Origin of the sequence: Pseudomonas sp. TCU-HL1, assembly GCF_001708505.1 — a bacterium.
In the GTDB taxonomy this organism is placed as follows: domain Bacteria; phylum Pseudomonadota; class Gammaproteobacteria; order Pseudomonadales; family Pseudomonadaceae; genus Metapseudomonas.
The window spans coordinates 1,795,856-1,820,955 of record NZ_CP015992.1; the positions used below are offsets into that span (position 1 = coordinate 1,795,856).

26 protein-coding genes are annotated in these 25,100 nt (G+C 63.0%); 12 read left to right on the top strand and 14 right to left on the bottom strand.

From position 1 onward, the window contains the following. Nucleotides 1-6: 6 nt before the first annotated feature. The 3 genes from mdtI to THL1_RS08370 all read right to left on the bottom strand — a co-directional run bounded on the left by mdtI (nt 7) and on the right by THL1_RS08370 (nt 1,984). Nucleotides 7-336: a multidrug/spermidine efflux SMR transporter subunit MdtI gene (gene mdtI, locus THL1_RS08360; protein WP_069082833.1), complete on the bottom strand. Its 330-nt coding sequence runs from the start codon at nt 334-336 to the stop codon at nt 7-9. After that, on the bottom strand, nt 333-689 hold the full coding sequence (locus THL1_RS08365; RefSeq protein WP_069082834.1) for a multidrug/spermidine efflux SMR transporter subunit MdtJ: 357 nt from the start codon (nt 687-689) through the stop codon (nt 333-335). The genes mdtI and THL1_RS08365 overlap by 4 nt, the downstream gene beginning before the upstream one ends. Before the next feature lie 413 nt (nt 690-1,102). Continuing rightward, nucleotides 1,103-1,984: a LysR substrate-binding domain-containing protein gene (locus tag THL1_RS08370; RefSeq protein WP_069082835.1), complete on the bottom strand. Its 882-nt coding sequence runs from the start codon at nt 1,982-1,984 to the stop codon at nt 1,103-1,105. 139 nt (nt 1,985-2,123) lie between these two features. Between THL1_RS08370 and THL1_RS08375 the strand changes: the two genes are divergently transcribed. Then, nucleotides 2,124-2,762 (top strand): FMN-dependent NADH-azoreductase, encoded by a 639-nt coding sequence (locus THL1_RS08375; protein WP_069082836.1) that lies wholly within the window; start codon nt 2,124-2,126, stop codon nt 2,760-2,762. A gap of 10 nt (nt 2,763-2,772) precedes the next feature. Continuing rightward, complete coding sequence (locus tag THL1_RS08380) at nt 2,773-3,078, top strand: DMT family transporter (RefSeq protein WP_069082837.1); 306 nt, start codon at nt 2,773-2,775, stop codon at nt 3,076-3,078. 148 nt (nt 3,079-3,226) lie between these two features. On the opposite strand, the gene THL1_RS08385 is transcribed toward THL1_RS08380, so the two are convergent. Continuing rightward, entirely contained in the window at nt 3,227-6,331 is a 3,105-nt protein-coding gene (locus THL1_RS08385) for a transglycosylase domain-containing protein (RefSeq protein ID WP_083245847.1), read from the bottom strand. Nucleotides 6,332-6,427: 96 nt separating this feature from the next. Between THL1_RS08385 and THL1_RS30285 the strand changes: the two genes are divergently transcribed. The 3 genes from THL1_RS30285 to THL1_RS08400 all read left to right on the top strand — a co-directional run bounded on the left by THL1_RS30285 (nt 6,428) and on the right by THL1_RS08400 (nt 7,988). Beyond that, nucleotides 6,428-6,667 carry a hypothetical protein gene (locus THL1_RS30285; protein ID WP_069082838.1) on the top strand — a complete coding sequence of 80 codons (240 nt, stop codon included), beginning with the start codon at nt 6,428-6,430 and terminating at the stop codon, nt 6,665-6,667. A gap of 14 nt (nt 6,668-6,681) precedes the next feature. Continuing rightward, entirely contained in the window at nt 6,682-7,089 is a 408-nt protein-coding gene (locus THL1_RS08395; RefSeq protein WP_083246049.1) for a VOC family protein, read from the top strand. Nucleotides 7,090-7,166: 77 nt separating this feature from the next. Next, a complete protein-coding gene (locus THL1_RS08400) occupies nt 7,167-7,988 on the top strand; it encodes an aldo/keto reductase (RefSeq protein WP_069082840.1) in 822 nt (273 codons plus the stop codon). Between the two features lie 126 nt (nt 7,989-8,114). Here the strand turns inward: THL1_RS08400 and THL1_RS08405 are convergent, their stop codons facing one another. Continuing rightward, nucleotides 8,115-8,342 carry a hypothetical protein gene (locus tag THL1_RS08405; protein ID WP_069082841.1) on the bottom strand — a complete coding sequence of 76 codons (228 nt, stop codon included), beginning with the start codon at nt 8,340-8,342 and terminating at the stop codon, nt 8,115-8,117. A 235-nt stretch (nt 8,343-8,577) separates the two neighbouring features. After that, a complete protein-coding gene (locus THL1_RS08410; RefSeq protein WP_069082842.1) occupies nt 8,578-10,017 on the bottom strand; it encodes a multiheme c-type cytochrome in 1,440 nt (479 codons plus the stop codon). Between the two features lie 499 nt (nt 10,018-10,516). On the opposite strand from THL1_RS08410, the gene THL1_RS08415 reads away from it, so the two are divergent. After that, entirely contained in the window at nt 10,517-11,467 is a 951-nt protein-coding gene (locus THL1_RS08415; protein ID WP_083245849.1) for a helix-turn-helix transcriptional regulator, read from the top strand. A 208-nt stretch (nt 11,468-11,675) separates the two neighbouring features. After that, complete coding sequence (locus THL1_RS08420; RefSeq protein WP_069082844.1) at nt 11,676-12,347, top strand: hypothetical protein; 672 nt, start codon at nt 11,676-11,678, stop codon at nt 12,345-12,347. 209 nt (nt 12,348-12,556) lie between these two features. Here THL1_RS08420 and THL1_RS08425 read toward each other — a convergent pair whose 3' ends face one another. Both THL1_RS08425 and THL1_RS08430 read right to left on the bottom strand, forming a co-directional pair. Then, nucleotides 12,557-13,213: a hypothetical protein gene (locus THL1_RS08425; RefSeq protein ID WP_069082845.1), complete on the bottom strand. Its 657-nt coding sequence runs from the start codon at nt 13,211-13,213 to the stop codon at nt 12,557-12,559. Between the two features lie 493 nt (nt 13,214-13,706). Then, nucleotides 13,707-14,012, bottom strand: coding sequence for a hypothetical protein (locus THL1_RS08430; protein ID WP_069082846.1), 306 nt, complete (start codon nt 14,010-14,012; stop codon nt 13,707-13,709). Between the two features lie 577 nt (nt 14,013-14,589). Between THL1_RS08430 and THL1_RS08435 the strand changes: the two genes are divergently transcribed. Continuing rightward, nucleotides 14,590-14,961: a hypothetical protein gene (locus THL1_RS08435; RefSeq protein ID WP_069082847.1), complete on the top strand. Its 372-nt coding sequence runs from the start codon at nt 14,590-14,592 to the stop codon at nt 14,959-14,961. Between the two features lie 138 nt (nt 14,962-15,099). Here the strand turns inward: THL1_RS08435 and THL1_RS08440 are convergent, their stop codons facing one another. Continuing rightward, nucleotides 15,100-15,831, bottom strand: a complete 732-nt coding sequence (locus THL1_RS08440) for a TrmH family RNA methyltransferase (RefSeq protein ID WP_069082848.1) — start codon at nt 15,829-15,831, stop codon at nt 15,100-15,102. A gap of 11 nt (nt 15,832-15,842) precedes the next feature. Beyond that, nucleotides 15,843-17,480, bottom strand: a complete 1,638-nt coding sequence (locus THL1_RS08445; protein ID WP_069082849.1) for an NAD(P)/FAD-dependent oxidoreductase — start codon at nt 17,478-17,480, stop codon at nt 15,843-15,845. A gap of 241 nt (nt 17,481-17,721) precedes the next feature. Here THL1_RS08445 and rlmE point away from each other — a divergent pair, with 241 nt between their 5' ends. After that, nucleotides 17,722-18,342: a 23S rRNA (uridine(2552)-2'-O)-methyltransferase RlmE gene (gene rlmE / locus THL1_RS08450; protein WP_069082850.1), complete on the top strand. Its 621-nt coding sequence runs from the start codon at nt 17,722-17,724 to the stop codon at nt 18,340-18,342. Between the two features lie 64 nt (nt 18,343-18,406). Here rlmE and THL1_RS08455 read toward each other — a convergent pair whose 3' ends face one another. Further along, on the bottom strand, nt 18,407-18,697 hold the full coding sequence (locus THL1_RS08455) for a hypothetical protein (protein WP_069082851.1): 291 nt from the start codon (nt 18,695-18,697) through the stop codon (nt 18,407-18,409). Between the two features lie 133 nt (nt 18,698-18,830). After that, complete coding sequence (locus tag THL1_RS08460; protein WP_237234778.1) at nt 18,831-19,835, bottom strand: GlxA family transcriptional regulator; 1,005 nt, start codon at nt 19,833-19,835, stop codon at nt 18,831-18,833. Between the two features lie 55 nt (nt 19,836-19,890). Here THL1_RS08460 and THL1_RS08465 point away from each other — a divergent pair, with 55 nt between their 5' ends. Beyond that, nucleotides 19,891-20,667, top strand: a complete 777-nt coding sequence (locus THL1_RS08465; RefSeq protein WP_069086452.1) for an MBL fold metallo-hydrolase — start codon at nt 19,891-19,893, stop codon at nt 20,665-20,667. A gap of 61 nt (nt 20,668-20,728) precedes the next feature. On the opposite strand, the gene THL1_RS08470 is transcribed toward THL1_RS08465, so the two are convergent. Both THL1_RS08470 and THL1_RS08475 read right to left on the bottom strand, forming a co-directional pair. After that, nucleotides 20,729-21,010, bottom strand: a complete 282-nt coding sequence (locus tag THL1_RS08470) for a peptidylprolyl isomerase (protein ID WP_069082853.1) — start codon at nt 21,008-21,010, stop codon at nt 20,729-20,731. A gap of 111 nt (nt 21,011-21,121) precedes the next feature. Continuing rightward, on the bottom strand, nt 21,122-22,003 hold the full coding sequence (locus THL1_RS08475) for a LysR substrate-binding domain-containing protein (protein ID WP_069086453.1): 882 nt from the start codon (nt 22,001-22,003) through the stop codon (nt 21,122-21,124). 190 nt (nt 22,004-22,193) lie between these two features. On the opposite strand from THL1_RS08475, the gene THL1_RS08480 reads away from it, so the two are divergent. Both THL1_RS08480 and THL1_RS08485 read left to right on the top strand, forming a co-directional pair. Then, nucleotides 22,194-23,657, top strand: a complete 1,464-nt coding sequence (locus THL1_RS08480; protein WP_069082854.1) for an aldehyde dehydrogenase family protein — start codon at nt 22,194-22,196, stop codon at nt 23,655-23,657. A gap of 331 nt (nt 23,658-23,988) precedes the next feature. Beyond that, on the top strand, nt 23,989-25,092 hold the full coding sequence (locus THL1_RS08485) for an ABC transporter substrate-binding protein (RefSeq protein ID WP_069082855.1): 1,104 nt from the start codon (nt 23,989-23,991) through the stop codon (nt 25,090-25,092). The last annotated feature ends 8 nt before the right edge of the window (nt 25,093-25,100 follow it).

A 25,100-nucleotide genomic window follows, 5' to 3' on the forward strand; every position in this document is an offset into this window, starting at 1 on the left:
ATGCCATTAGGCCAGCTTCAACATCCCCATCCCCGCCAGCAGCAACGCCAGCCCCAGCCAGCCCTTCCAGGCCAGTCGCTGGCCGAACAGCGTCCAGCCCACCGCCACTGTGGCGAGGATGCCGAAGCCGCCCCAGATGGCGTACGCCAGAGACAGGTCGATGCCGCGCACTGCCTGCGCCAGGGCGGTGAAAGCCGCGAGGATGCAGAGGATCGAGACGGCCCCCAGCAGCCGACGGCGGAAGCCGTCGGAATACTTCAGCAGCACGTTGGCCAGCACTTCCAGCGCAATGGCCGCGCCGAGCCAGGCGAAGTGAATCCAGGTCACGTTGTTCATACCAGCACCTCCAGCTCGCGGGCCTTGGGTGCGGCACGGGTACCGGACTTGATCAGCAGGATGCCGGCGATCATCACGGTCAGGCCCAGGGCCTTGTAGAGACCGATGCTTTCGCCCAGCCAGGTGACGCTGACTGCGGTGATCAGCACGATGCCGATGCCTTCCCAAAGGGCGTAGGCAACCCCCACCGGAACCCGCTTGATCGCCAGCGAGAGGAAGAAATACGAGAGACCGATCAGGCCGTACATCAACAGGTGGCCGAGCACAGGGGCGTGTTCGGCAGCAAATTTCATCGAGGTGGTGCCGACGACTTCGAAGAGGATCGCGGCCAACAGATAGAACCAGGAACGCATGGTGCCCTCCCTTGGGCATGCAGAGTCCTTCACCCGGAGGTAAATGACGTGATTGCAGAAAATCCTGGCCGTGGAATTACGGGGCGTGCCCGATGCTTCCACGGCAATGAGGAAAAGGGAGGGGCTACAGGTCGCCGGTCCAGTGGCGCTTACGGGAGGCCAGGCGGGCGAAGTGGAAGGGGTGAAGCGATGTGTTCAACATAATGAACACAATATTAGCCGTTCGTACTACCGGAAGGCAAACAGATCGGTGTGGCAGCTTGTCGCGGGAAAGTGCGATGGCTGGCGTGTGTTCGTTATTTTGTTCGCTTTGCGATTGCCGGGCGCCGCCCTGCCATGATGGCGCCGGGACCGCTTTGCGCTCCTTTCGCGAATGAATTCGCTCCCACGAGAGGCCGGATCATGTGTACCGCTCACCCCACTTCCCGGCTCAGCCAGTCGAAGAACGCCTTTACCGGTGGATGCCGCTCCCGGCCCGGTACGCAAAGGGTGGAATAGCCCGCGCCGGTCACGCGGATCTCCGGCCGGTAGGGCACCAGCAGGCCGCTGGCGAGGCTTTCCGACACCAGGATGGAGCTGGCCAGTACCAGACCCTGGCCGGCGATGGCGGCCTGCAGGGCGTAGTGTTCCTCGTCGTACTCCCGCTGGGGTGCCTGCTCCAGTAATTGTTCCTCGCCCGCTGCCTGGCACCAGGCTTTCCAGCCCAGTTCGTACAGCACGACGTTGCGCCAGCGAACGGTGATCAGCGTCGGTATCCGCTGCCCCAGGCCGGCGACCAGTGCCGGTGCCCCGTAGACGCCGAAACATTCGTCCAGCAGGCACTGGTTGTGCAGGTTGGGATACGCGCCCATGCCATAACGGATCACGCAATCGACGCTGGCGTCCTGGTGCAAGTCGATCAGCGCATTGCGGGTGTCCAGGCGCAGGTTGATCTCCGGGTGTTCGGCATAGAAGCGACCGAGCCGTGGGATCAGCCAGAGCGCGGCGAAGGCCGGGGTGGTGGAAAGGGTCAGGTTGCCGCTGCTGCGTTGTGGGCGGAGTTGGTCGAGGGTCTGGGTTACTTCCAGCAGGGCACCGTGAAGGCTGCCGAACAGGCGCTGGCCACAGGCGGTAAGGCGCACGCTGCGGGGGAGGCGGTCGAACAGCGGAACCCCGAGCCAGCTTTCCAGGCCGCGAATCTGGTGGGATACGGCGGTGGGGGTAACCGCGAGCTCTTCGGCCGCCGCCTTGAAACTGGCCAGGCGAGCGGCGGATTCGAAGGTGCGCAGGGCGGTCAGGGGCAGGTTAGAGAACATGGGGTCACTCTATGGCTGAATTGAATTCATCCTGATGAACAAATGCTCATTTGTCCGAGGTGGAGGCTGTGACTAGCTTAGACCCTGAGTTTCAGGCGGTCAGCGTGCTTTTGGAAGCACGAACATCAAGGAGATTGAGATGAGTACGATTCTTTCTGTGCAAGGCAGCCCCCGTGGCGAGCGCTCCCACTCCCGCCGTCTGCAGGAGTCATTCCTCGAGGCCTGGCAGGCTCGCCAGGACAGGGGGCGGGTTCTGCGTCGCGAGGTCGGGCGGGTGGCCATTCCGGCGGTCACCGAGGGCTGGATCGCCGCAGCCTTCCACCCCGAGCCGGAGGCCCGCAGTGAAGTGATGAAGGCCGATCTCACGGTCAGCGACCTGCTGGTGGACGAGCTGTTTTCCGCCGACCGCCTGGTGATTTCCGCGCCCATGTACAACTTTGGCGTACCCAGCGGGGTGAAGGCGTGGGTCGACCAGATCGTGCGTATTCGCCGTACCTTTGACTTCGACCCGAACAGGCAGGGCAACCCCTACACGCCGCTGGTGCTGGGCCGCAAGGCGCTGATCATCACCACCCGTGGCGACCACGGCTACGGTCCCGGCGGTGCGAATGCCCATATGAATCACGCCGACGTTTACCTGCGCACGGTGCTGGGCTACATCGGCATCACCGACGTAACGGTGGTGGCGGTGGAGAACGATGAGTTCGGTGGCAAGGCCTTCGAGCAGTCCTACCAGCGCGCCGAGCGAACCCTGGCGGACTTGGCGGAAACCTTCTGAGGAGATGGCCATGGCCTGGGTATTCCTGCTGGTTGCGGCGTGCTTCGAGGTGCTTTTCGCCATGGGTATGAAGTACGCCGAGGGCTTCACCCGGCCCGGGCCCAGCCTGCTGGTGGTGGTGGCCGCAGTGGCCGGGATCTATTTCCTGACCCTTGCCATGCGTGTACTGCCGGTGAGCATCGCCTACCCCATCTGGACCGCCATCGGGACATTGGGCACGGTGTTGCTGGGCTTCCTCCTGCTGGGGGAGGCGTTGACGCCGGCCAAGCTGGTGTCGGTGGGGTTGATCGTCGCGGGAGTGGCGGGGCTCCGGTAGGTTGGTGCGGAGCGAAGCGAAGCCCAACGCATCGGGGTTTCGGTCGAGCGCCTATGTTGGGCCGCGCTGCGCTTGGCACCAACCTGCGTTTAGCCTTGCTGCCCGATCGCGAATGAATTCGCCCCCCCCCCCCCGGGGTGAGGGTCTACTAACGCCTGCTCACTTGCACCGCCGGCGCCAGGTCCTGGCATTGGGTGTTCAGGCCCGGTGCGAGGTAGGGCTGGAGGATGGGGGCCATGCCTTTGAGGACTTGCACGGGCAGGGCGGAGGTGAAGCTGAATTTGTCGGCCTGGCTGCCTTCGACGAAGGCGGTGAGGGTGCCGAAGTGGCGCGGGCCCAGATAGAAAACGAAGGTGGCGGTTCGGTTCATCGCCTTGGAGCTCTTCACGGCGCCGTAGCGGGTTACGGTCTGGATTCGGTTGTCGCCGGTGCCGGTCTTGCCGCCCAGCACCAGGGGCTGGCCGTCGGGCAGGGTGAAGCTGCCTTGCAGGCGCCGTGCGGTGCCGCCTTCCACGACTTTCGAGAGCGAGTCACGCAGGGTGGCGGCCACTTCCGAGGTCATTACCCGCTTGCCTTCGCTCATCGGGTGCCCCACCAGGGTCTCATAGGGCGTTTCGGCGGCGAAGTGCAGTTGGTCGATGCGCAGGGTGGATTGGCGGACGCCATCGTTGAGGATGATGCCCATGAGTTCGGCCAGGGCCGCCGGGCGATCCCCGGAGCTGCCCAGCGCGGTGGCGAGAGACGGCACCAGGTGGTCGAAGGGGTAGCCCAGGGACTTCCAGTGCTCGTGGATGTCGAGGAAGGCCTCCACCTCCAGCATGATGCGGATGCGCTTGTCGCGAGCGTATTTGCGCTTGGATTTGAACAGCCAGCCGTAGACCTCGCGTCGCTCGTCGCTGCTGGCTTCCACCGCTTCGCGGTAGCTGGCGTTGGGGTTCTGTTGCAGGTAGCCGAGCAACCAGAGTTCCAGCGGGTGAACGCGAGCCACGTAGCCCTGGTCGTTGAGGTCGAAAGCGCCCGGCCCGTAGCGGGTGTAAAGGTCTTCGATACGTTTGTCGGTGAGCGGCGGGTTGGCCTTGGGTACACGCTCGCGCATGAACGCGGCGAAGGTGGCGAGGTCGGCCTTGGGTTGCAGGTAGCGGTGGATGGCGGCCATTCGCGCGCCCCAGGGGTTGAGGCCGTCGAGGAAGGTGGACAGGCGCTGGTCCGCGTCCTTGGCCTGGTACTTGTTCCAGAAGCGGCGCAGGTAGGTCTGGCTCTCGCGTGAGACGAACAGGTCCAGGTAACCCTGGCGGCGCGGGTCCTTGTCGTCGGAAAGCAGCTGCATCTTGCCGCCGTCGGGGCGGTACATGTCGTGCCGCACCAGATCGCGCAGCAGGCGCACGAAGGGCAGGTTGATCGATTCGCGCAGGGCATCGCGCAGGGTCGGCCGGCGGCCGTTGTCTTCCTTGCGGAAGTTGTTGAAGGCGTGCAGCCCGCCGCCGGTGAAGAAGCTTTCGTAAGGGCTGGCCGAGTAGGTGCGGTCCATCGCGGCCTGGAGCATGGCCATGAGGTCGCGGTCCTTGGTCTGGATCAGGTAGTCGATCGCCCAGCGGCTGATGAAGTCCAGCGGGTCCACGGGCACCTTGCGCAGCTCCGCGACGGGCAGCCCGGCATAACGCTGGTGCAGGGTGGCGACGTTTTCCAGGTAGGTCGCCAGCACGCGCAACTTGGCGGTGGAGCCCAGTTCCAGTTTGCTGCCTTCGTTGATGTCGAAGGGCTGGTCGGTGTTGTCGGTCTGCACCCGCACGCGGTTGCCGGACGGGGTGCGCTCGAAGAGGGTGAAGCTGTAGCGCACTTCGCGGGTTTTTTCCGGCGACAGCAGGCGTTCGCCATACAGCCCGACCTGCTCGGCGAACGCCGGGTCCGCCAGGTGCCGCAGGTACTCGGTGACCGCATTCTGCAAATCGCTATGCAGGGTGCTGTTGGCGGTGAGGTCGAGACGGTCGAGGTCATAGAGCGGCATTTTCAGCATGCCGGAGAGGCGGCCGCGGGCGACGCTGATGCCCTTGTTGGATTCCACGGCCTGAAGCGCTGGCTCTTCCACCCAGTTGCGGAAGCGCAGCTTGGCGGAGAGGGCGGCATCGCGCAGCGGCGGATCGATGATTCCGGCGCTGGCCAGTACCCGGATGTGGCTGTCGGTCAGCGTATTCAGTTCTTCATGGGCACTGGACAGGTAATAGGAAGGACGGCGCTGAGCGATGAACAGTGAGAGCACCTGGCGCATGGCCAGGCCGCGTTCGGCCAGGCCACTGTTCTTGTCGGCCAGTGTGCGGTTGAGCGTGTTGAAATCGGCGCCGTACCAGACCCGCACGCCATCGGCGATGCCATGCACTTCGCCGTGCCCCGGCGCCGCCGAGAGCGGCACGCTGTTGAGGTAGTCCATGACGATGCGTTCGCGTGCGGGCAGGGTTTCCGGGCCGCCCTGGTAGGCTCGCACGCTGGCGGAAACCATCTGGCGGATCTTCTCGCTGGCCGAAGCGGTACGCCCGAACGGCGAGTGGCGGTACTTCTCCAACTGGGTCGCCAGGGTGCTGCCACCGGCGGACTGCCCATCCAGGTCGATGGCCTTGCCGACCTGGGTCAGCGCTGCCTTGGAAAAGCGCGGCCAGTCCACCGCCGGGTTGGCCAGCGGTTCGTTGCGGTCCAGCAGTTTGCGGTTCTCGATGAACAGCAGGCTGCTGACCAGCAGCGGCGGAATGCTGGCGAAGTCCGGGTAGCGCTGTTGCGGGTAGCTGAACTGGTAGAAGGGGCGGCCACGGCAGTCGCAGATGCTGATGCCGGCCTGGACCTTTTCCCGGTACGGCGGGAAGAGGCCGTGCTCGGCGTAGTTGACCAGCGCCGGGGAGAATCGGGTCTGCTGCTGGATGGCGTAGCCACGTTTTTCCAGACGGTCGAGCATCTGCGGCAGGAAGGCATAGCCAAGGCGGCGGTCGAAGGGGCCGTCGCCGGGGTAGCGGATGCTGTTGCTCGGCCCGTCGCCCAGGCGGTAGTTCAGGGTGGCGGCGTAGCGGCTGATTTCCCGCGCCTGGAGCTTGGAGGTGCGCATTTCGTGGGTGGCGGCGACACCGACAATACCGAGTGTCAGTGTCAACACGCTCCAGAACAGGAGGCGATGCTTGCGGCGGGTTTTTTTCGGGGGAACGGCGGGGTCATTGAGATGACCGTGGGGTACCTCTTTCCTGGTTTCGTCAGATTGCCAAATTGCACCCATAGTCCACCGGCCTGGCCTGTCACCGCTCTTGCTTGCAATCTTAGTAGGTCGTCGGCGGGCTGCATGGTGGAGTGGCCGCAAAACAGGAGCGATTCAATGACAGGCGACAATCGGAAGCAACTCGACCGCAGCTGGCGCGCCAACGCCCTGGGTTGGACACGCGCGGTGCGGGAAAGTCGCATCGAAAACAGGCAATTGGCCACTGACCGGGCCATTCTCGAAGCCCTACCGGCCATTGCCCAGCGCGGGTGCGTCACTGAGATCGCCGTTGCTGTGGTGACCATCGGCCCTGCGCGCGGCGGCAGGGCGTCTAGGCTGAACCCATCCGTTTCTTGATGGAGGTCATCGCCATGGCGGGTTCCAGTGTCATTTCCTGTCTGCGTTACCGCGATGCGCCTGCCGCCATCGCCTGGCTCTGCCACACCTTCGGCTTTGTCGAGCACCTGGTGGTGCCCGAGGCGGATGGCAGCATCGCCCACGCCCAACTCAACCTCGGCGGCGGCATGGTCATGCTCGGCTCGGTGCGCAACAACGACTACGGTCGCCTGCTGCGTCAGCCCGATGAAACCGGCGGCCTGGGTACCCAGGCCGTCTACCTGGTAGTGGCCGACGCGGATGCCGTGCATGCGCGTGCGGTGGCCGGCGGTGCCACCATCGTTCTGCCACTGAAGGATGAGGAGTACGGAGGTCGCGGATTTACCTGCCGCGACCCGGAAGGCCACCTGTGGAGCATCGGCACCTACGATCCCTGGGCTTGAGCCGAACGGTCCATTGCCGGAACATCGCGCCCAGCTGCCGGCAATCCCGACTGAACGGACTTTCCGAGGAACACGCCATGCAAAGCATCACCTTCCCCGACGGCACCCGCGTGCCCGCCATTGGCCAGGGCACCTGGCACATGGGCGAGAACCGCCACGAGCGAGCGCGCGAAGTCGCGGCATTGCGCCAGGGGCTGGAACTGGGACTGAAACTGATCGATACCGCCGAGATGTACGCCGAAGGCGGTGCCGAGGAGGTGGTGGGGGAAGCCATCGCCGGCCTGCGCCAGCAGGTCTTCCTGGTCAGCAAGGTTTACCCCTGGAACGCCAGCCGCAGCGGCACCGCCCTTGCTTGTGAGCGCAGCCTGAAGCGCCTGGGAACCGACCACCTTGACCTTTACCTGCTGCACTGGCGCGGTGAACACCCGTTGGAGGAAACGGTAGAGGCCCTGGAGCGTTTGCGAAGCCAGGGCAAGATCGCCCGCTGGGGCGTCTCCAATCTCGATCTGGATGACCTCCATGAACTGCCGGACGGTTGCGCCGCCAACCAGGTGCTGTACAACCCCGAGGCGCGTGGCATCGAGTTCGACCTGCTGCCGTTCCAGCAGCAACGGCGCATGCCGCTCATGGCTTACTGTCCAGTGGGGCAGGGCGGCAAGCTGTTGCGCAGCGCCACCCTCCAGGAAATCGCCCGCCACCATGACGCCAGCCCCGCCCAGGTAGCCCTGGCCTGGGCGTTGCGCCAGGAAGGGGTCATCGTCATTCCCAAAGCGGTGGGCCCACTGCACCTCAAGCAGAACGCCGAAGCCCACAAGCTCCGGCTCAGCGCCGACGACCTCGCCCTGATCGACCATAGCTTCCCGCCGCCACGGCGCAAGCGACCGCTGGAAATGGTCTGAGGCCCGAGAGTGCTCCCACGGGGTTGGTTCGTAGGTTGGCATAGAGCGAAGCGAAACCCAACGAAGGTGCTTGGCCTGTCGGGCTTTGCCGAGCCCAGCGGTGCGCTGCCCGACCCAGCCTACGGACTAATGGGCATGTCCTTCCGCATGCTCATGCCCATCGCTGCCGGCGACCCGCTGGCGATAGTCGTCTGAGCCCAGCTCCGGTAGCCGTCGGAGGAAGGCGACCATGCCCCGGATGTGCTCGTCGCCCATGCTCTTGCCCCAGGCCGCCATGCCGGTGTAAGCCACGCCGCTCATGCCGGCGGCGACCACCAGGACAGCAAGGCCCAGGGTTTTTATTGTTCTTTTCATGGTTAGGGGTTCAGAGCCAGAAGCGGATACCGGCGACGAAGCGGGCGGGCAGGGCGGAAATTGACCGGGGACCTGATAAAGGATTCCCCGGCTGCACGCGAATCCATTCAGGCTGCTGACCCCGCAGCCGGTCAGACGCCGAGCCGGAGCAGGCCACGGGGACTACCGTCGGTCCGGCTCCTTGGCTGCAGACGCGGGATCGACTCGCGCCCAAGCGGGTCGACGCAACCCTGAGTCAGCGTCCAGCCGGACGGTTCGCTACCCTGGTCTCGCTTCCGGAGGGCATGGGCGACAGGCTCATTTGCCCCACCACCTGCGTCATCCGGGTGATTTCCACTTTCAGTTGGTCCTTGCCCAGCAGGTAGTCCACGAGCCGCTGCGGGAAGGGCCAGTAGTTCAGGTCGGCGGTCAGGGTGATTGGGCCCACGGCATCCGCCGGCACCTGGAAGGAGAACTCGCGGACGTCATAGCCCATGGGCAGGATGCGGTTGTCCGAGAGGATCTGGGTGGCGTTCCACACTTCGATATCCAGCTCCTTGCCATCCTTGTCGCCCAGATGGACCTTGAAGTTGCGTGTCCCCGGTTCGGTGGCACCCTCCTTGATCGCCCCCAGGCGGTAGAGTTCGCGCCCCGTCGCGTCCACCGCGCGGAAGTCGATCCACACCTCGCGTCCCTCCGGGAACCCCGTGGGCAGTTTGTGCCCGGCGCCGATATTGGCCACCTTCACCTGCACGGCGGCCGTTTGCCCGGGCGCCACGTTTTGCGGAAGCTGCTGGAACCCGATCTGCGCCGCCCGCTGCAACGACTCCCGCGCACGTTGTGCGGCTTCGGGCTGTCCGAGGTAGTCCAGCACCGCGGCATTGGCGCCGCTAAACCAGTGGGACGCCACATCCTCGCGGTCCGGTCCCATGATCGCCGCCTTGCCGGCAAAGCCTGGCATATGGCAGCTCTGGCAGGTCTGGCCATTGAGGCTGTAGGGGCTCTCCAGCCACTCGTCGTAGGTGCGTTCCACTGCCACGGAGCTGAACGGGTGGGTCACGTTGTGGCAGGTGGCGCAAAAGTCCGAGCGGGTGTGCAGTTCGGAGTACACCGTGTCGTGGTAGGGCGACACCGCATCGCGGCGCGGGCCGAACTTGGTCGGCCTGCCATTGGTCCTGGGGCTGAGCACGTAGGAACCGTTGTCCAGCCCGGTCCGTGCGCTGATGTTGTGGCAGGTCTCGCAGTCCACCCCGGGCATCGGGTTGTGTTCGGCGGTGAACGCTACGGATGCGCGGTTCACCTCCGAGTTGATCTTCCCTGTGGTCAAGCCGATCGGCGTGTGGCAGCCGGTGCAGAAGTTGTCCACCCGCCCGTCGGTAGCCTCGCTGGCATGCCTGAGCAGTGCTCGGTAGATGGGCTCTTCCCAGGAATTGGCCATCATCGAGGTGCGCCACTGCCGATAGATCTCCGTATGGCAGGCACCACACACTTGCGCATCGTCGAAGTCGCCGGTGCGGAGCAGGGCGTTATCCGGTGTGTTGGCCCGATGGGGGAAGAACGGCAGCCCGTTCTTGTTTTCCATCAACCTGGAGCGCGCTGGCTCCAGCCACTTGTCGTTGCCGTGGGGGGCTTCCTCCGCAGCCACCTGCGTAGCCAGCAGGCAGGTGAACAGCCAGGCGATGCGCCGGGAGACCATGAAGCCGTGGATTGCGCGAACCGAAGAAACCGCTGACCTCTCTGTCGAGCCGACCATTTCTCTGCCCACTCCATCTGAGCGGTGTCATGGTGCGAATGGCCTTTGCCCACAAGCATGGGAAATCCCCTCGCACCACAGCCCGCGATTAGCCCAATCCCTGCGCAGATGCCGGCAGATCCACAGCTCACCTAATCCGATCGGCACATGTTGTGAACTTGCGTTCATGCGCCCGGCTACCTGGAGGTAATACCCAGTACTAGAGGGGCATCCTTGCTTAGTCAAAGTGTTGGCGAATCGTAAATTGGCCTGATTAGGACTTCTATTTAATTGATTAAAAAGCTTTTTTTGCTAGTGTCATTGCGTGGCTGTGCGACGAAGCCGCCAAAAGCCGGGCTAACCGGTGCACCGAGGCTGCACGCCTGCCGACTACTGCGTAACCGATGAACTGGGCGAGGCCCCACCAGCAGCGTGGGTATCGGCTGTCTCGATCTGCTGGCGGATGAACAGCATCGCGGGTTCGGGAGGTTCCACTGAGCCGCCGACCGGCGGAGCCATCTTTTGGGTTCCATCCACTAAACTGTCTGACCCGACAGCAAAGCACAACGGGGGCAAGGCGATGAGTTTGCCATGTCTCGTCTGGGCCGATCTTCGCACCAACCGGGCGGACCCCAGCCCCGTAGGTGACTTGAGCGAGCAGTTCCGCATCCAGCGTGTCGTTGAGATGACCGCCATAGCGCAGAGCATCGACCAGACCGCGCCGCTGTTGTCATGCTTCGAGTACGACTACCCCGACCTGCCTGCCCTGAAGGCAATGCGCGCCACCAAGCTGGCCTATCCCTCCCTGCCCATCCTGATGCTCACCCTCCATCACTCGGAAGCCCTGGCCGTCTGGGCGTTTCGCACCAGGGTCTGGGACTACCTGGTAAAACCGATCACGGCCGAAGAGCTCTGCGATCGGCTCAAACCGCTCCTGTCGGTGCTGCCACCGCAGCGGCAAGCGCAGCGGGAAAACGCAATGCCCGCGCCGCTCATCCCGCTGGAAAGCCGCTTCGGTGCCCACAACGCTGCCCAGCAGGCGGCCGAGGTCGCCTTGTCTTACGTGGAGCGCCACTATTCGGAGCCGCTGCGGTTGCAGGAAGTCGCAATTTTCTGCCGGATGGGTATCTACCAATTCAGCCGGGCATTCAAGCGCACCTTCGGCCTGACCTTTCGCGAATACGTCTGCCGCTATCGGCTCGAACGCTCCCTGGAGCTACTGATCAATCCTCACGTCACGGTTTCCGAAGTGGCCTGTGCCGTCGGCCTGCCAAATGTCTCGCACTTCACACGGACCTTTCGCCAGCGTGTCGGCATCACCCCCTCGCAGTATCGACGCGATCCGTGCCCGCAAAATATGCACAGCCCACTGCAAGAGGTGCACAGCAGGCCGCTTTTGCGTCCCATAGACTGATTTATTAGCCGGCCAATCGCGGGCAATGACTCCCGCCAGTGGGGGGATGGCATGAGCGCCTTGCCGCCCCATCGAGGGAGTATCGAGGGAGTATGAGAGCCGAATCCACAAGGGTGTCTTTCGGTACGCCGGGGCAAGGGCGGCGCACGATGCGCGGCGAACAGCCAGAAAAAACACCTCGCCCCTCTCCTCAAACAGGAGGCAAGCCATGTTCACTCATTGGTTAAAGGTCTACTCAGTTCCATTCGCGATCAGCATCGCGGGCGTAGGGTTTTATGCCAGTCCGGCACATGCCGGGGTCTGCGAGTTAGCGGACGCCGCCAGGGATACTGGCTGGTCGATCACCTTCGACGATGCCCAGGTCAGCAACTGCGTCTTTACCGGCAACCCCGGTGAGGGACGCAACAAAGGCACGCTCAGTCTGACGCTGAAGTTCGTCGACCGGACTCCCGTCGCCATTCAGTTCGTGGAGGAAGCCGCAGCCGCCGCAGACAGTTTTGGCTTGCGCATCACCTGGAACCTGACGCTGGACAACCAGTTTCAATTGCTGAGAGGCATCAGGGGCCGGGCATTTGATGACAGCCCGGTACTCGACGACGACGACAACGAGTTCGTCGCGGACGAACACCCGGGGTTCGCGCACTTTCACCAGGATGGGACCTTCAATCCCGGCCCGTTCGTAGGGGCGATGGATTGTGACTGCGAATCCAAGCGTGATTTCAAGGTCAGGGGCGTGGATGAAGGCTCCTTTGCCGCCGGGACGGTCGGTACGGTTTCCGGAATAGGCGTCCATCAGATCGAAGAGCTGGGACAGCAACGGAACTTCACGGTCAATGTCGAGCCCTTGCGTGCGGAGGAGCCACCAGAGGCAGGAATGTAAGGGGGCTCGCCCCACCCGCACAGCGCCGCCGACCAAACCGGGTCGGGGGCGTTGTGCGGTCAATGCAAACCTCGGCTCTGCTTGCCCGGCAGGGAAGCGAGGCCATGGGGCCTGGTAATCGGCAGGACTCAGGAGGGAAAGCCGCAGGAGCCCATGGGCAACCTGCGGCTGTCGGGTAATTCAGGTCGGGCTTCCTTGCCCGCCCACGCTTACCAGGAGGCGAGCGCGGGGTTCATTCGAGCAGGGGCCTGGGCTGTAGTCCGGCTGGAGGCAAATTTGACCAGCAGGGTCATTGCGGCGAAGCCGAGGCAGATGAGCACCGGGTAGGCGAACATGATGTCGCCCAGGGAGTATTTCCAGCTCAGCGGGCGGGCAATTCCCAGCATGGCTCCATAGAACCAGGAGACTCCGGAAACGACGCCCGAGAACACCGCGAGGGTACGGGTATTGGTCTCAAGCTTGAGCAGGTTGCCGGCCTTGTCCAGCGCAGGCATTACCACGCTGTGCAGCACGTACCCGTTGAGGGTCAGGAGTGCGACGACCAGAATCTTGGCCTGGAGTTTGGGGTTGAGGAAATACACCGCGCCCTTCACCGAGTAGTCCAGCAGCAGGATGCCGATCCCGGTCACCCAGAGCGCCGCAAGAGAAAGCAGTACGGTCTTCTTCAGAACATGAAGGTGTTCCTTGTCGGCGGCGGTCGCATCGCCGCCCTGGAACAGTTGCTTGATCATGGCGAGATCGCTGGTCAGGACCAGGCCGATGGCCACGCAGCAAGCGATAAGGTGGGCGTAGACAACACCCATGCGTGTCAACTCCATGGTTGCGTCCTGCTGGAGCAGGGAAGCAATGAGATGAAAAAACTCCATGGTTTACCTCTTTCTTAGCAATTTAAGCGGCTGTACTGATGCAACAGCGGCATTGAACAAATGGGTTTGGACGTTCGCCATTTGCCGCGAACGAAAAGGCTTGATCGGGAGATAGGGCACCTGTTTCACAGGCCTGGATTCACCGGTTGCCTTTTTTCGGAACGAGCTGTCTCCTGCACATGAACTTGTGCATGCGGAATCGTCCCGGGGTTGAAGAAAAATGAGCGCCGCGCCGACGATGCAAATGCCGTGGCGCGACCTGATTGCCGGCGCATAATAATCGCAACTTTCAGAATTTGATCAAAAAGTGATCAGTGGTCCGACGAGCGGCTGCGATGCTGGTGACCACGGAGTCCCCGCAAAACCGGAAAGACCCTATTAAACTGCGGGTTTCCGCTACCTCTTCCTCCGTCCTGGCAGTGCCGGAAAAACACCCACCTGAAGGGGCGAATTCATTCGCCAAGCAGACCGCAGGTGTTGCTGATGGGTATCGCTACGTTCGCGGAATGCCGCCCGACCCATCCAACGAACTGCCCAGTTCCATTGCCCGTTCATGGGCCGCCTCGTAGAGCGATCGCGCATCCCCCAGCAGCAAACCCACCGCAAAGGACAACCGCGCCGCCTCGCGCTGCACGAAATCCGTGTTCTCGGCCTGCTCCACAAGTTGCAACAGGTCCAGCACGGCGGACAGGCGCTGATGGGCGGTTTCGAACAGGTGGGCAGGGCTGGCTCCGGCGTTGAAGAACATCACGTCGGGGTAGGGCTGGGAGGGGGCGGTGAAGGCCTTGAAGTCAGGCATGGCGCACCTCCGGGACGGAGGTGGTAGAAAGGCCGAACGTTGAATGGCGGTGCGCGGGGGTAAAAGGTGGGTAGCGCATATCCGTTGCTCCCTCGTGTGATTAGGGATGCCGCCTACCCGTCTGTTGCTAAGCGAAAAGGGTGGCGGAGCCATGCGGGGGTAGCAAACCGGTCACACGAGGGAATCCCCACCCGGCAAGGCACAAGGCCTTCCCCGCACGGTCCGCCATAGAAGCCAAAAGCAGCAGGCAGAAAAAAGCGCCCGTGCTTTAGGCATTGGCGCTACCGCGCTCGTGTGAATCCGGGTTGCTACGCCCAGGTCACGGGATTGACCGTGACAGGGCCGGACTCTAGCCAGAGCGCTTGTAGGCGCTCAAGGTTAAAGACTCGTAGGAGTTTTCTCTGTAGGAGGGCGGGTTTGGAGTACAGAAATGGCTGTAGGAAACGGCCTTCACCGTACGTCGCCACAGCCCCGATTGCCGACATAAGGCTGCCCCAAAAACGGATTGAAACGGGTCAAAAACTATACTGGAAGTGCGGGGGTGTAAACGTGGGGGGACCATTCAGGAGGGCTCGCCATGCGTATCCTCAAGCTACTCATCTTCTTCCTGGCCTGCGCTACCGGCGGGCAAGCCCTTGCCCAGCAACCCTGGTCTACCACCAGCAGCTCCGGCGAAACCCTGCTCGCCTGGAACGGTGGCGGCCACGGCGGAGGCCGGCACAACGGCTATCGCCACGGGTATGGCTACAAGCATCACAAACACTTCTACCGCCATCGCGGTTACTACGACCGCGCTCCGCGCGTCATCTACGCCCCGCGCTATTACGGCGGCTACTACGCAGATGAGCGGCCGTACTACTACGAGCGCTACCGCAGCCCGCGGATCGTCATCCAGTACTACGACCCGAGGCTGGGGATATTTATTGGGACGGATTTAGACGGGTACTAAGCGCAACCGTCCGGCTGCCTTAGAGTTGGCGGGCACCAGTCTTTTAACGTGCTTACCAGATGACCTTCAGTAACATGACGCTGCACGGGGCCGGGGAGTGGCCGGGCTTACCAGACGAGAGAACGGCTCCCTGATCCGCTATCTGTTTAATTCGTACGCGCACATATTGACCGTCGCGGCCAGGTTCAGCGACTCGACGGTGCCACAACCGGGAATCGTAAAAGGTTGGGCGTTGAGTGCGATCAGTTGCTCGCGGGGCACGCCACGTGCTTCGTTGCCGAACAGATAACAATCGAACGTTTTAAAACTGGCGGATTGCACGCGGTCGCCATTCATATCCAGACAGGCAATGCGCTCAAAGCGCGTGCGCAAGGAGTCCAATTCCACATCCAGCTCCATGGGCGCATGAAAAATGGCGCCCATGCTGGAGCGCACGACTTTAGGATTATACGGATCAACGCTGCCGGGACTGAGCAGGCAGCGGAAATTACCGAACCACGCCAACGTGCGCAGGATGGTGCCGAGATTGCCCGGGTCCTGAATTTCATGCAGGTAAATGGCGCGCTCGTTATGAATGGGGGCAGAAACCGGCGCGGCTGTCGCTGGCATTGGCACCAGCGCAATAATTCCCTGCGGTGTTTTGGTATCGGCGATCTGCGCCATTTGGCGGTCGTTGATCACATGGGTTTCAAACGGGCTTTGCCAGTGCTCGTAGGCGCCGGTTACATACAGCTGACTGTTCTGTAGCAGCGGATTCTGCAAGGCCGCTTTTTGCAACTCCAGCAACAGATGTTCGCCCTCCACCAGAAAATAACCGAACTCGGCCCGGTATTTTTTCTGGTGGAGTTTTTTGATGTCGTCGAGTTTCATCAATGCGGTGCTCAGTTTGTCTGCACTTCGGTCTTTTTTATTTCAGACAGAAGCGACTTGGCCAACGCTTCGGCGACTTTGATGCCATCCACGCCTGCCGACAAAATGCCCCCCGCATAACCGGCGCCTTCACCGGCCGGATACAGGCCGCGCAGGTTGAGACTTTGCAATGTCTCGTTGTCGCGGGTGATACGGACCGGGGAGGAGGTGCGGGTTTCGATACCGGTGAGCACCGCGTCATCGCGATCAAAACCGCGTATCTGCTTGCCAAATGCCGGCAGCGCCTCACGGATGGCCTCGATCGCATACTCCGGCAGCGAGGGCGCAAGATCGCCCAGGCGCACGCCAGGTTTGTAGGAGGGTTCTACCTCGCCAAATTCGGTCGACGGCACTCTGCGAATAAAGTCGCCCACCAGTTGCGCGGGCGCACAGTAATCGCTGCCGCCCAACTCATAGGCGCGGGATTCCAGGCGCTCCTGCAATTCCACTCCGGCCAGCGGGCCTCCCGGGAAATCCTGCTCCGGGTTGATACCGACGACGATGCCGGCATTCGCATTGCGCTCGTTGCGGGAGTACTGGCTCATGCCGTTGGTAACGACTCGCCCTGGCTCGGAAGTGGCCGCCACCACAGTGCCGCCGGGGCACATGCAGAAGCTGTAGACGGCGCGGCCATTTTTGGCGTGATGCACCAGTTTGTAGTCGGCGGCGCCGAGCTCCGGATGGCCGGCGTACTTGCCCAGGCGCGCCTGGTCGATCATGCCCTGCGGGTGTTCGATGCGGAAACCTACGGCGAAAGGCTTGGCCTCGATGAACACGCCCTGCCGGTGCAGCATGCGGAAGGTATCGCGGGAGCTGTGGCCCAGCGCTAGCACAACATGGCGACTGCGGATTGTTTCGCCACTGGCCAGCACCACACCCTCAAGCTGGCCGTCGTCGATCAGCAGATCGGAAACTTTGCTTTCAAACCGCACCTCGCCGCCGAGGGCGATAATCTCCTCGCGCATGGCGGATACCACGCCGGTGAGTCGGAAGGTGCCGATATGCGGCTTGCTCACGTACATGATCTCGTCCGGAGCGCCGGCGCGGACGAACTCGTGCATCACCTTGCGGGCGTAGAACTTGGGGTCTTTGATCTGGCTGTAGAGTTTGCCGTCCGAGAACAGTCCCGCACCACCCTCGCCGAATTGCACGTTGGATTCCGGAGTCAGGACCTTTTTGCGCCACAGTGCCCAGGTATCCTTGGTGCGGCTGCGCACATCCTTGCCGCGCTCCAGCACAATGGGTTTAAACCCCATCTGCGCGAGCAACAGCGCCGCGAATAATCCACAGGGGCCAAAGCCCACGACCAGCGGCCGCTCGCTCAAATGGGCCGGCGCTTGTCCTACTGGATAGTACTGAGTGTCCGGGGCTGGAAGTACATTATGGTCATCTGCAAAGCGCGCCAGAATTGCCGCCTCGTCGCGTGTCTCCAGATCGATGATGTAGATGAACAGAATGACGCTGTTTTTCTTGCGGGCATCGTAGCTGCGCTTGAATACGGTGAAGTTCAGCAGATCGGCGTCGCTGATATTCAGGCGTTTGACGATGGCCTTGCGCAACTCATCGGCGGAATGATCGAGGGGCAGAGACAGTTCGTTGATGCGAATCATGGCGGTAATCCTGGCCGGTGAATCCGGCAAAGGAAGCAACAGAGGGTTGGAGTAAGGCGCGAATTGTACCCGCCGCCGCCCACCCCTGTCAGGCCGTTCTCCTGAAGGCGGAGCCTGCCCCGCGGATTTAACCTGCGCAGTACTATCGGCTTATAATCGCCGCCGCTTTACGCCCAACAGCCCCCCTGTGTCCCATGCATTGCTCCACACCTCACATTGATTTTCTGTGGTTGGCTCTATCATGAAACGATCCAAAAGCAGCCGCCGCTGGCTGGATGAACACGTCAACGATCCCTACGTCAAACAGGCTCAGAAAGACGGCTTGCGCTCCCGTTCCAGCTACAAGCTGATTGAGCTGAACGAGAAGGACAAGCTGATACGCCCCGGTATGCTGGTCATGGATCTTGGCTCCGCCCCCGGCGGCTGGTCGCAGGTAGCCGCAGGTCTTGTGGGCGAAAAGGGACGGGTTCTGGCCACCGACATTCTGCCGATGGACGGGCTGGAAAACGTCGACTTCATTCAGGGCGACTTCACCGAAGAGGCTGTGTTCCAGCAGATTCTCGACCAGCTCGACGGCAAGCAGCCCGATCTGATTGTTTCCGACATAGCCCCCAATATCAGCGGCGTCGCTGCCGCCGACCAGGCATCTTCGATGTACCTGGTCGAACTCACCCTCGATATGGTCCGGCAAGTGCTCAAGCCCAATGGAAACTATGTGGTCAAGGTCTTCCAGGGCGAAGGCTCCGACGAATTCCTGAAGGACGTTCGCACCTCGTTCGAGAAGGTGGTGATACGCAAACCAGAGGCGTCGCGGCCGCGGTCGAGGGAGGTTTATCTCGTGGGGAAGGGGTTCAAAGGATAAGACGCCCGCGGCGCTGTGCGATCGAGCTCACGTCGATAGCGACGCAGGCTTGTCCGGGTCGATTTCAGTGAAGAACGTTGGAAGCGGTATCGGACGGACGTGAAATCGCGTGCACGATTTCGCCGGCCAATCCCTGCGCCTCGTTAGCGAAATCGGCCTGGCTGGGGATGCCGCAGCAACACCCGTTCGCGTCCGTCACCAGTACGCGCCGGATTTGATTGTCTTCCATCAGTTCGCGGTACTCATCGGCGCTCGCATCCTTTGCGCTAGGCTCTGTACGAAAAGTGCCTGCGGGCTTCGCGCGTGATGCTGCGTTGAAATCGGCCTCGTGCGCGAGTCCGATCAGAATGCTCATTTACAACGCGTAAACTGCGCTTCTTCGGCCGATTGACTCGCTCGCGCTCGCCCTTCGGGACAGCCTTCTGCTGTTACTCCCGATGGTCGTTGCGCCTTGCCTGACCTTCGCTCGACGACTTTTCGTACAAACCCTAATAGCGAGCAAAGCGCTGTCGATATTGCGCTGGAGTGAAACCGGTCAGCTCCTTGAACATCCTGCGCATGTTGGAGTCGCTGCTGAAGCCCAGTTCGGCACTGATCGTACTGATAGGAGCTGAGGTCAGGGTGAGGCGTTCGCCGGCCTGGCCTAGTTTGATACGACGCGCGTAGCTACCGGCGGCGACTCCTATTTCGCTCCTGACCTTGCGTGCCAGCGTACGTTCGGACGTGCCCAGTTCGTCCGCCAGCTTTTGAAGGGTGATCTGCTCGGCGGGCAGCCTTTCCACTAGCGCGTGCATTCGCCGCAGTAGCGGACTGGGTTGTTCGATGAGGCTGATGGCCTGGAAAGCGTCATGCGACTGCGCGGGGCGCGGGAGCACCATCAGCCTGGTGAGGTCGCGGAATATTTCGGCGCTGACGTGCTGCTCGATCAGCGACTGGGCGATCGGCAGGTAGCCGTTGACCCCACTCGCGGTGGCGTTGCGTTCGTTAAATATGCTGTTTCTCTCGCTCTGCCAGCCGACCTTGGGATAGCGCTTGAGCAGGGTGTCCGCCAGCCACCAGGTCACGGTCGCCGGTTGACCATTGAGACATCCGCTGGCGGCGGCCAAGCAGACGCCCACGCAGTAGCTCCACACTTTGCAGCGCTTGCCGAGTCTTGCCAGGGCGGCCAGGAGGTCGGCATTGGCAGTCAGGGCCGCCTCGACATGCTGCGGGGATTCCGCCCAGAAGCCAGGTATCAGGATTGCGTCGAGCGCACGGTCGGCAATGGCATGCGTGGCTTGCAGGACCAGGCTGTGCGCACATTCGACCGGGCCGCTGTGCACACCAACAAAGTGCGTTTCGAAGAGGCAGAGCCCGGTTCGCCGATTGGTGGCATGCAGCATGTCGGCAAAGGCGAGCAGCCCTGCCGGCATGCAGCCGGGGAAGAGGAGAAGGCCGATCTGAAGAGGGCTGGGCATGGCGGTAAATGAATCAATTGTGTCTGATTCTGCCATTATGGTCGCTGCTGCGGATCGGCACCATGAAGCCACGCCTGAGGAGGGCTTCATGATGAAGATTCAGCAGATCCGCAACGCGACGATCATTCTCGAACTGGGTCCCCATCGCATCCTTGTTGATCCGATGCTTGCACGCAAAGGCGCGCTTCCCCCGCTACGGGTGTTTTCCGCGCGGCAGAGAAACCCACTGGTCGAGCTGCCGGATTCGGCAGCGCAAGCACTCGAGTCTGTGACCCACTGCCTGATCACGCACTGCCAGAAAGGGCACTTTGATCACCTGGACCGGGCGGCCAAGCGTTGGCTGAGGGAACGGCAGATTCCGGTCATCTGCACGCCACATGACGCGCCATATCTGGCGGCGCGGGGCCTTAACGTCCAGCCGCTGCCGGAGGATCACGAGGCGCCGAGCCCGTTCCTGGGCGGTTGGATTCGCACGGTCCGCTGTACCCACGGGGAGGGCCTGATCGGCAAGCTGATGGAGCATGGCGTCGGCTATCTGATCGAAGTATCCGGTGAGCCCAGCCTCTATTTGGCGGGCGACACGTTGCTGACGCCCACCGTTCGCGAGCTCGTGCTGCAGCATCAGCCTCGGATCAGCGTTGTTCCTGCCGGCGGGGCGCGCTTCGACGTCGGCAACGACATCATCATGGGCGTGGATGACGTGCTCGAGTTCACTCGACTGAGCCTCGGGACCGTTGTCGCGAATCACCTTGAAGCCATCAGTCATTGTCCCGTCACTCGTGAGGGGCTGGCTGATGCGGCGACCGAGGCTGATGTCGCGCACCGGTTGCTCATTCCAGCCGATGGGCAGGTACTGGACTTGAGTTAGTGCACTTTCTCAATGCGGATGCTCCATGCAGGCGCCGCCGGGCGGCGGCGCCTTGGAACCGTCAGTCCTGGCGGCTGGTGACTTCCAGCAGGTGGTAGCCGAACTGGGTCTTCACCGGGCCTTGCACCACGTTCAGCGGGGCGCTGAATACGACGGCGTCGAATTCCTTGACCATCTGGCCGCGGCCAAAGGAGCCGAGGTTGCCGCCGTCGCGGCTGGAGGGGCAGGTGGAGTGTTGCTTGGCGACTTCGGCGAAGTCGGCGCCGGCTTCGATGGCGGCTTTGAGTTCGTTGCACTTGGCTTCGGTGGAAACCAGGATGTGGCGGGCGGTGGCGCGTGCCATGGTGGGGTACTCCTTGTTCGTTGAGGGGGCAGAGACTAGCGGAATTGATGGGCGTTTCAAGGTGCTTGGTCGGCAGCAAGGCTGCTGGCCGATCCTGCGCACCGGCGCAACTCAGTGCGCATGCGCCTGGGCGGTCAGCCACTCCACCAGTTCGCGCAGTTGCGGGCTGGGACCGGGGCGCTCGGGGTAGACCAGGAAGTAGGCGCCACCCGTGGGCACCTTGAGCTCGAAGGGCGCCACCAGGCGGCCGGTCGCGAGGTCTTCGCCGATCAGCGCCCAGTCGCCCAGGGCTACACCATTGCCCTGGGCCGCGACGGACAGGGCCAGGTCGAGGGTGTCGAAGTGGTGCCCGCTACCGAGCTTGTGGAGGGTTGCACCGGCGGCCAGGAGCCAGGTTTTCCAGTCCTGGTCATCGCGGGTCGGGTGCAGCAGGGTGTGCCGGGCCAGGTCGGCGGCGCTGGTGAGCGGCACGGGGCCGTCCATCAGTTGCTGGGAACACACGGGTGTGAGCTGTTCATCGAACAGGTGGTGGGCGACCTGGGCGGTGCCGGGCTGGGTGCCGTAGATCACTGCGGCGTCGAACTCTTCACGGCGGAAATCCACGCCGTACTGCACGGTGGTGGTCAGCTCCACCGGCACGTCCGGGCGTTCGGCCTGCCATTGCATCAGGCGCGGCAGGAGCCAGCGCATCACGCAGGTGGGGGCCTTGAGTTGCAGGGCTTCGCGCTTTGCGCCGACTTGTTCGACGGCCTCATCGATCAGGGTGAAGACCTGCTGAATGCGTGGCAGCAGCTCACGCCCCTGGGCGGTGAGGCTGAGCCCTCGCGCCTGGCGCTGGAACAGCGGGTAGCCCAGGTGGCTTTCCAGCCCGGAGATCTGCCGGCTCACGGCGCCCTGGGTGAGGTGCAGCAGTTCGGCGGCGCGGGTGAAGTTGCAGCATTGGGCGGTGACCAGGAAGGTATGCAGCGCAGGCAGCGGCGGGAGGCGTTTCATCTGGGCAGCCATGACGTGAGGACATGGCAAGTATGACAAATTTTGCCTTGTCATGGCCGCCGCCCGACGGGTCCAATTGCGCAACCTACCTGCCCCAGCTCTTGCTGCCGCGCGCATCCCGTATCACGGCGCGCCATTGTCATCCGCGCCGATTGCAGGTTCGGCGGCCCAGAATCGACGGAATCATGCAATGCAGAACACGCTCCCGACCTACACCGAAACCCTCGCAGGCGTTTATATCGATGGCCAGTGGCTGACCGGCGGCGCCGAGCTTGCGGTGATCAACCCGGCCACCGAAGAACACTTGGCGACGCTTGGCACCGGTGACGCCGCCAGTGTCGAGCAGGCTGTGCAGGCCGCCGGCAACGCCTTCCCGGCCTGGGCCCGCAGCAGCGGTGCCGAGCGCGGTGCTGTGCTGCGCCGTATTGCCGAGGGTGTGCGTCAGCGCCGCGAAACCCTGATCCAGCTGCAGTCCGCCAACAACGGCAAGCCGTTGTTCGAGGCAGCCATCGATGTGGACGATGTGATCGGCACCTTCGAGTACTACGCCGGCCTGGCCGAAGGCCTCGATGCCCAGCAGGACCGCCCGATCGAGCTGCCCACCGAAGACTTCGCCGCGCGTCTGCGCCGTGAGCCCTATGGTGTCGTGGGCCTGATCGTGCCCTGGAACTTCCCCATGGTGACCACCGCCTGGAAACTCGCCCCGGCCCTGGCCGCCGGTTGCACCGTGGTGCTCAAGCCCTCTGAAGTGACGCCGCTGCCGGAACTGGAACTGGCGCGCATCATCCATGAAGCCGGCTTGCCGGCTGGTGTGCTCAACATTGTGTGCGGCACCGGCCTGGCGGTTGGCGCGCCTCTGTCGTCCCACCCGAAGGTGGCCAAGGTGTCCTTCACCGGCAGCAATGCCGTGGGTGTGCAGGTGATGCAGCGCGCGGCGGAAACCGTGAAGGGCGTCAGCCTGGAGCTGGGCGGCAAGTCGTCGCTGCTGGTGCTGCAGGACGCCGACCTGGAGCTGGCGGTTGAGCTCGCTTGTGGTGGTGCATTCTTCAATGCCGGGCAGATGTGCTCGGCCACCAGCCGCGTGCTGGTTGCCGAGCCGTTGGTGGCGGATTTCCTGGCGCGGGTGCAGGCCCGTGCTGAGGCCACCAAGGTGGGTGACCCCTTCAGTGAGGGGGTGGAGATGGGCGCCCTGGTGAACCAGGCGCAATACCAGCGGGTGCGTGGCCACATCGAGCGCGGCATTGCCTCCGGTGCGCGCCTGGTGTGCGGTGGCGAGCGTCCGGCGGAATTGGAGCGCGGCTACTTCCTGAGGCCTACCGTGTTCGCCGATGTGCCGCAGGACAGCGCCCTGTGGAACGAGGAGATCTTCGGCCCGGTGCTTTGCGTACGCAGCTTCGCCACAGAGGAAGAGGCTATCGAACTGGCGAACGACAGCGAATTCGGCCTGGTGGCCAGCGTGGTGAGCCGCAACCTCGAAGCGGCTGAGCGCGTGGCCAATGGCCTGCAGGCCGGCATGGTGTGGATCAACTCGCCGCAGGTGATCTTCCCGCAGACCGCCTGGGGTGGTTACAAGCAGAGCAGCATCGGCCGCGAGCTCGGCCCGTGGGGTCTCTCCGCCTTCCAGGAAATCAAGCACGTGGTACGGGCGGTCTGACGCCTGCCTTCGTTGTGGGAGCGATTTCAATCGCGAATGAATTCGCTCCCACAGGACCACCAGTTGAGGCCCGGCATGGCGCCGCTGGTGGATGGAAAAGCGCCATCCACCCGACATTTCGACCACCCGCTGTGTGTCCCCTTAGCGGAAACAGCATGAAACCCAACAAGGCCGCCTTCGGGCGGCCTTGTCATGTCTGCTCTCCAGCCATGCGCGGAGGACATGGCTCCGATGACGAATTTTCGATTGTTGCGCTCTCTGGTGCGTCGCAGGATGACCGCGCCGGGCACAACGCGGCCGCAGCTCCATACAAGAACAAAAGGAGTCCTCAATGGGCGAGCATGATCTGAGCAGAAGAAATTTCATCAAGACGGTAGGTGTCGCTTCGGTGGCCGCCGCCACCTTGTCGATGCCGTTTATCCGGGCCAGCGCCAGCGATACCCGCTTCCAGGGCAAGACCCTGCGACTGCTGACCTGGTCGGACGACACCGGGCTTGCGGCACTGCGCAACATCGCGGCCACCTTCGAGGCCAAGACCGGCGCCAAGGTGATCGCCGACCGCACTGGCAGCACCTCGGAAATGGTCGCCAAGCTGAAGGCCGGTGGTGATCGTCCGCAGTACGACATCATCACCCTCGCCGGGGTGGGCGCCGAAGGCCTGGCCACTGCCGGGCTGCTGGAAAAACCCGACCTCAACCGCATTCCCAACCTGAAGGACGTGCCCGCCCAGTACCAGACTGGCGCCAACGGCCACGGCATCGGCTACCTGCTGTGGTGCAACAGCCTGGTCTACAACACGCGCACCGTGAAGGACGTACCGGACAGCTATGCCGCGCTCTGGGACCCGGCCTACGAAGGCCGCCTGTTCCTGCCGCCGCCGAACTGGACCGAGGCCATGGACCTGATCATCATCGCGGCCAAACTGGCCGGTGGTGACGTGCACAACATCGAGCCGGGCTTCAAGAAGCTGGAAGAGCTGAAGGACCGCGTGATGACCCTGGGCGAGAACCCCAACCAGATCGCCGAGCTGTTCCGCACCAACTCCCTGGACATGGGCGGCCTCTACGCCCCGGCGTTCTTCCCCAAGCAAATCCGCGACCCCGCCTACAGCCTGGGCGCCACCTTCGGCATGAAGGAAGGCTTCTACACCGACCTGATGCTCTCGGTCATGCCCAAGCACCGTCCGGGCGATACGGACCTCGCCTACGCCTTCCTCGACCATTCGCTGGACCCGCTGGTGCAGGGCAAGATGGCCGAAGACATCTTCAACGGCCCGGTCAACGCCAAGGCGATCATCTCTGCCGAGGCGCGCAAGAGCCCCTTCATCCTCACGCCGGAACAGATCGCAGAGAAGGCGATCATGCACGACAACGCCTTCCTCGCCACGGTCCACGACCAGTGGATTCGCCGCTACACGGAAATCTTCTCTTCCTGATGCAGCCA

What these genes read in the sequence shown, in the direction of transcription:
- THL1_RS08475 (WP_069086453.1), bottom strand. Translation starts at nt 22,003, where the DNA reads ATGAAACGCCTCCCGCCGCTGCCTGCGCTGCATACCTTCCTGGTCACC.
- THL1_RS08470 (WP_069082853.1), bottom strand. Translation starts at nt 21,010, where the DNA reads ATGGCACGCGCCACCGCCCGCCACATCCTGGTTTCCACCGAAGCCAAG.
- THL1_RS08445 (WP_069082849.1), bottom strand. Translation starts at nt 17,480, where the DNA reads ATGATTCGCATCAACGAACTGTCTCTGCCCCTCGATCATTCCGCCGAT.
- THL1_RS08420 (WP_069082844.1), top strand. Translation starts at nt 11,676, where the DNA reads ATGTTCACTCATTGGTTAAAGGTCTACTCAGTTCCATTCGCGATCAGC.
- THL1_RS08465 (WP_069086452.1), top strand. Translation starts at nt 19,891, where the DNA reads ATGAAGATTCAGCAGATCCGCAACGCGACGATCATTCTCGAACTGGGT.
- mdtI (WP_069082833.1), bottom strand. Translation starts at nt 336, where the DNA reads ATGAACAACGTGACCTGGATTCACTTCGCCTGGCTCGGCGCGGCCATT.
- THL1_RS08430 (WP_069082846.1), bottom strand. Translation starts at nt 14,012, where the DNA reads ATGCCTGACTTCAAGGCCTTCACCGCCCCCTCCCAGCCCTACCCCGAC.
- THL1_RS08410 (WP_069082842.1), bottom strand. Translation starts at nt 10,017, where the DNA reads ATGGTCTCCCGGCGCATCGCCTGGCTGTTCACCTGCCTGCTGGCTACG.
- THL1_RS08405 (WP_069082841.1), bottom strand. Translation starts at nt 8,342, where the DNA reads ATGAAAAGAACAATAAAAACCCTGGGCCTTGCTGTCCTGGTGGTCGCC.
- rlmE (WP_069082850.1), top strand. Translation starts at nt 17,722, where the DNA reads ATGAAACGATCCAAAAGCAGCCGCCGCTGGCTGGATGAACACGTCAAC.
- THL1_RS08485 (WP_069082855.1), top strand. Translation starts at nt 23,989, where the DNA reads ATGGGCGAGCATGATCTGAGCAGAAGAAATTTCATCAAGACGGTAGGT.
- THL1_RS08370 (WP_069082835.1), bottom strand. Translation starts at nt 1,984, where the DNA reads ATGTTCTCTAACCTGCCCCTGACCGCCCTGCGCACCTTCGAATCCGCC.
- THL1_RS08400 (WP_069082840.1), top strand. Translation starts at nt 7,167, where the DNA reads ATGCAAAGCATCACCTTCCCCGACGGCACCCGCGTGCCCGCCATTGGC.
- THL1_RS08415 (WP_083245849.1), top strand. Translation starts at nt 10,517, where the DNA reads ATGAACAGCATCGCGGGTTCGGGAGGTTCCACTGAGCCGCCGACCGGC.
- THL1_RS08365 (WP_069082834.1), bottom strand. Translation starts at nt 689, where the DNA reads ATGCGTTCCTGGTTCTATCTGTTGGCCGCGATCCTCTTCGAAGTCGTC.
- THL1_RS08460 (WP_237234778.1), bottom strand. Translation starts at nt 19,835, where the DNA reads ATGGCAGAATCAGACACAATTGATTCATTTACCGCCATGCCCAGCCCT.
- THL1_RS08440 (WP_069082848.1), bottom strand. Translation starts at nt 15,831, where the DNA reads ATGAAACTCGACGACATCAAAAAACTCCACCAGAAAAAATACCGGGCC.
- THL1_RS08435 (WP_069082847.1), top strand. Translation starts at nt 14,590, where the DNA reads ATGCGTATCCTCAAGCTACTCATCTTCTTCCTGGCCTGCGCTACCGGC.
- THL1_RS08385 (WP_083245847.1), bottom strand. Translation starts at nt 6,331, where the DNA reads ATGGGTGCAATTTGGCAATCTGACGAAACCAGGAAAGAGGTACCCCAC.
- THL1_RS30285 (WP_069082838.1), top strand. Translation starts at nt 6,428, where the DNA reads ATGACAGGCGACAATCGGAAGCAACTCGACCGCAGCTGGCGCGCCAAC.
- THL1_RS08425 (WP_069082845.1), bottom strand. Translation starts at nt 13,213, where the DNA reads ATGGAGTTTTTTCATCTCATTGCTTCCCTGCTCCAGCAGGACGCAACC.
- THL1_RS08395 (WP_083246049.1), top strand. Translation starts at nt 6,682, where the DNA reads ATGGCGGGTTCCAGTGTCATTTCCTGTCTGCGTTACCGCGATGCGCCT.
- THL1_RS08455 (WP_069082851.1), bottom strand. Translation starts at nt 18,697, where the DNA reads ATGAGCATTCTGATCGGACTCGCGCACGAGGCCGATTTCAACGCAGCA.
- THL1_RS08480 (WP_069082854.1), top strand. Translation starts at nt 22,194, where the DNA reads ATGCAGAACACGCTCCCGACCTACACCGAAACCCTCGCAGGCGTTTAT.
- THL1_RS08375 (WP_069082836.1), top strand. Translation starts at nt 2,124, where the DNA reads ATGAGTACGATTCTTTCTGTGCAAGGCAGCCCCCGTGGCGAGCGCTCC.
- THL1_RS08380 (WP_069082837.1), top strand. Translation starts at nt 2,773, where the DNA reads ATGGCCTGGGTATTCCTGCTGGTTGCGGCGTGCTTCGAGGTGCTTTTC.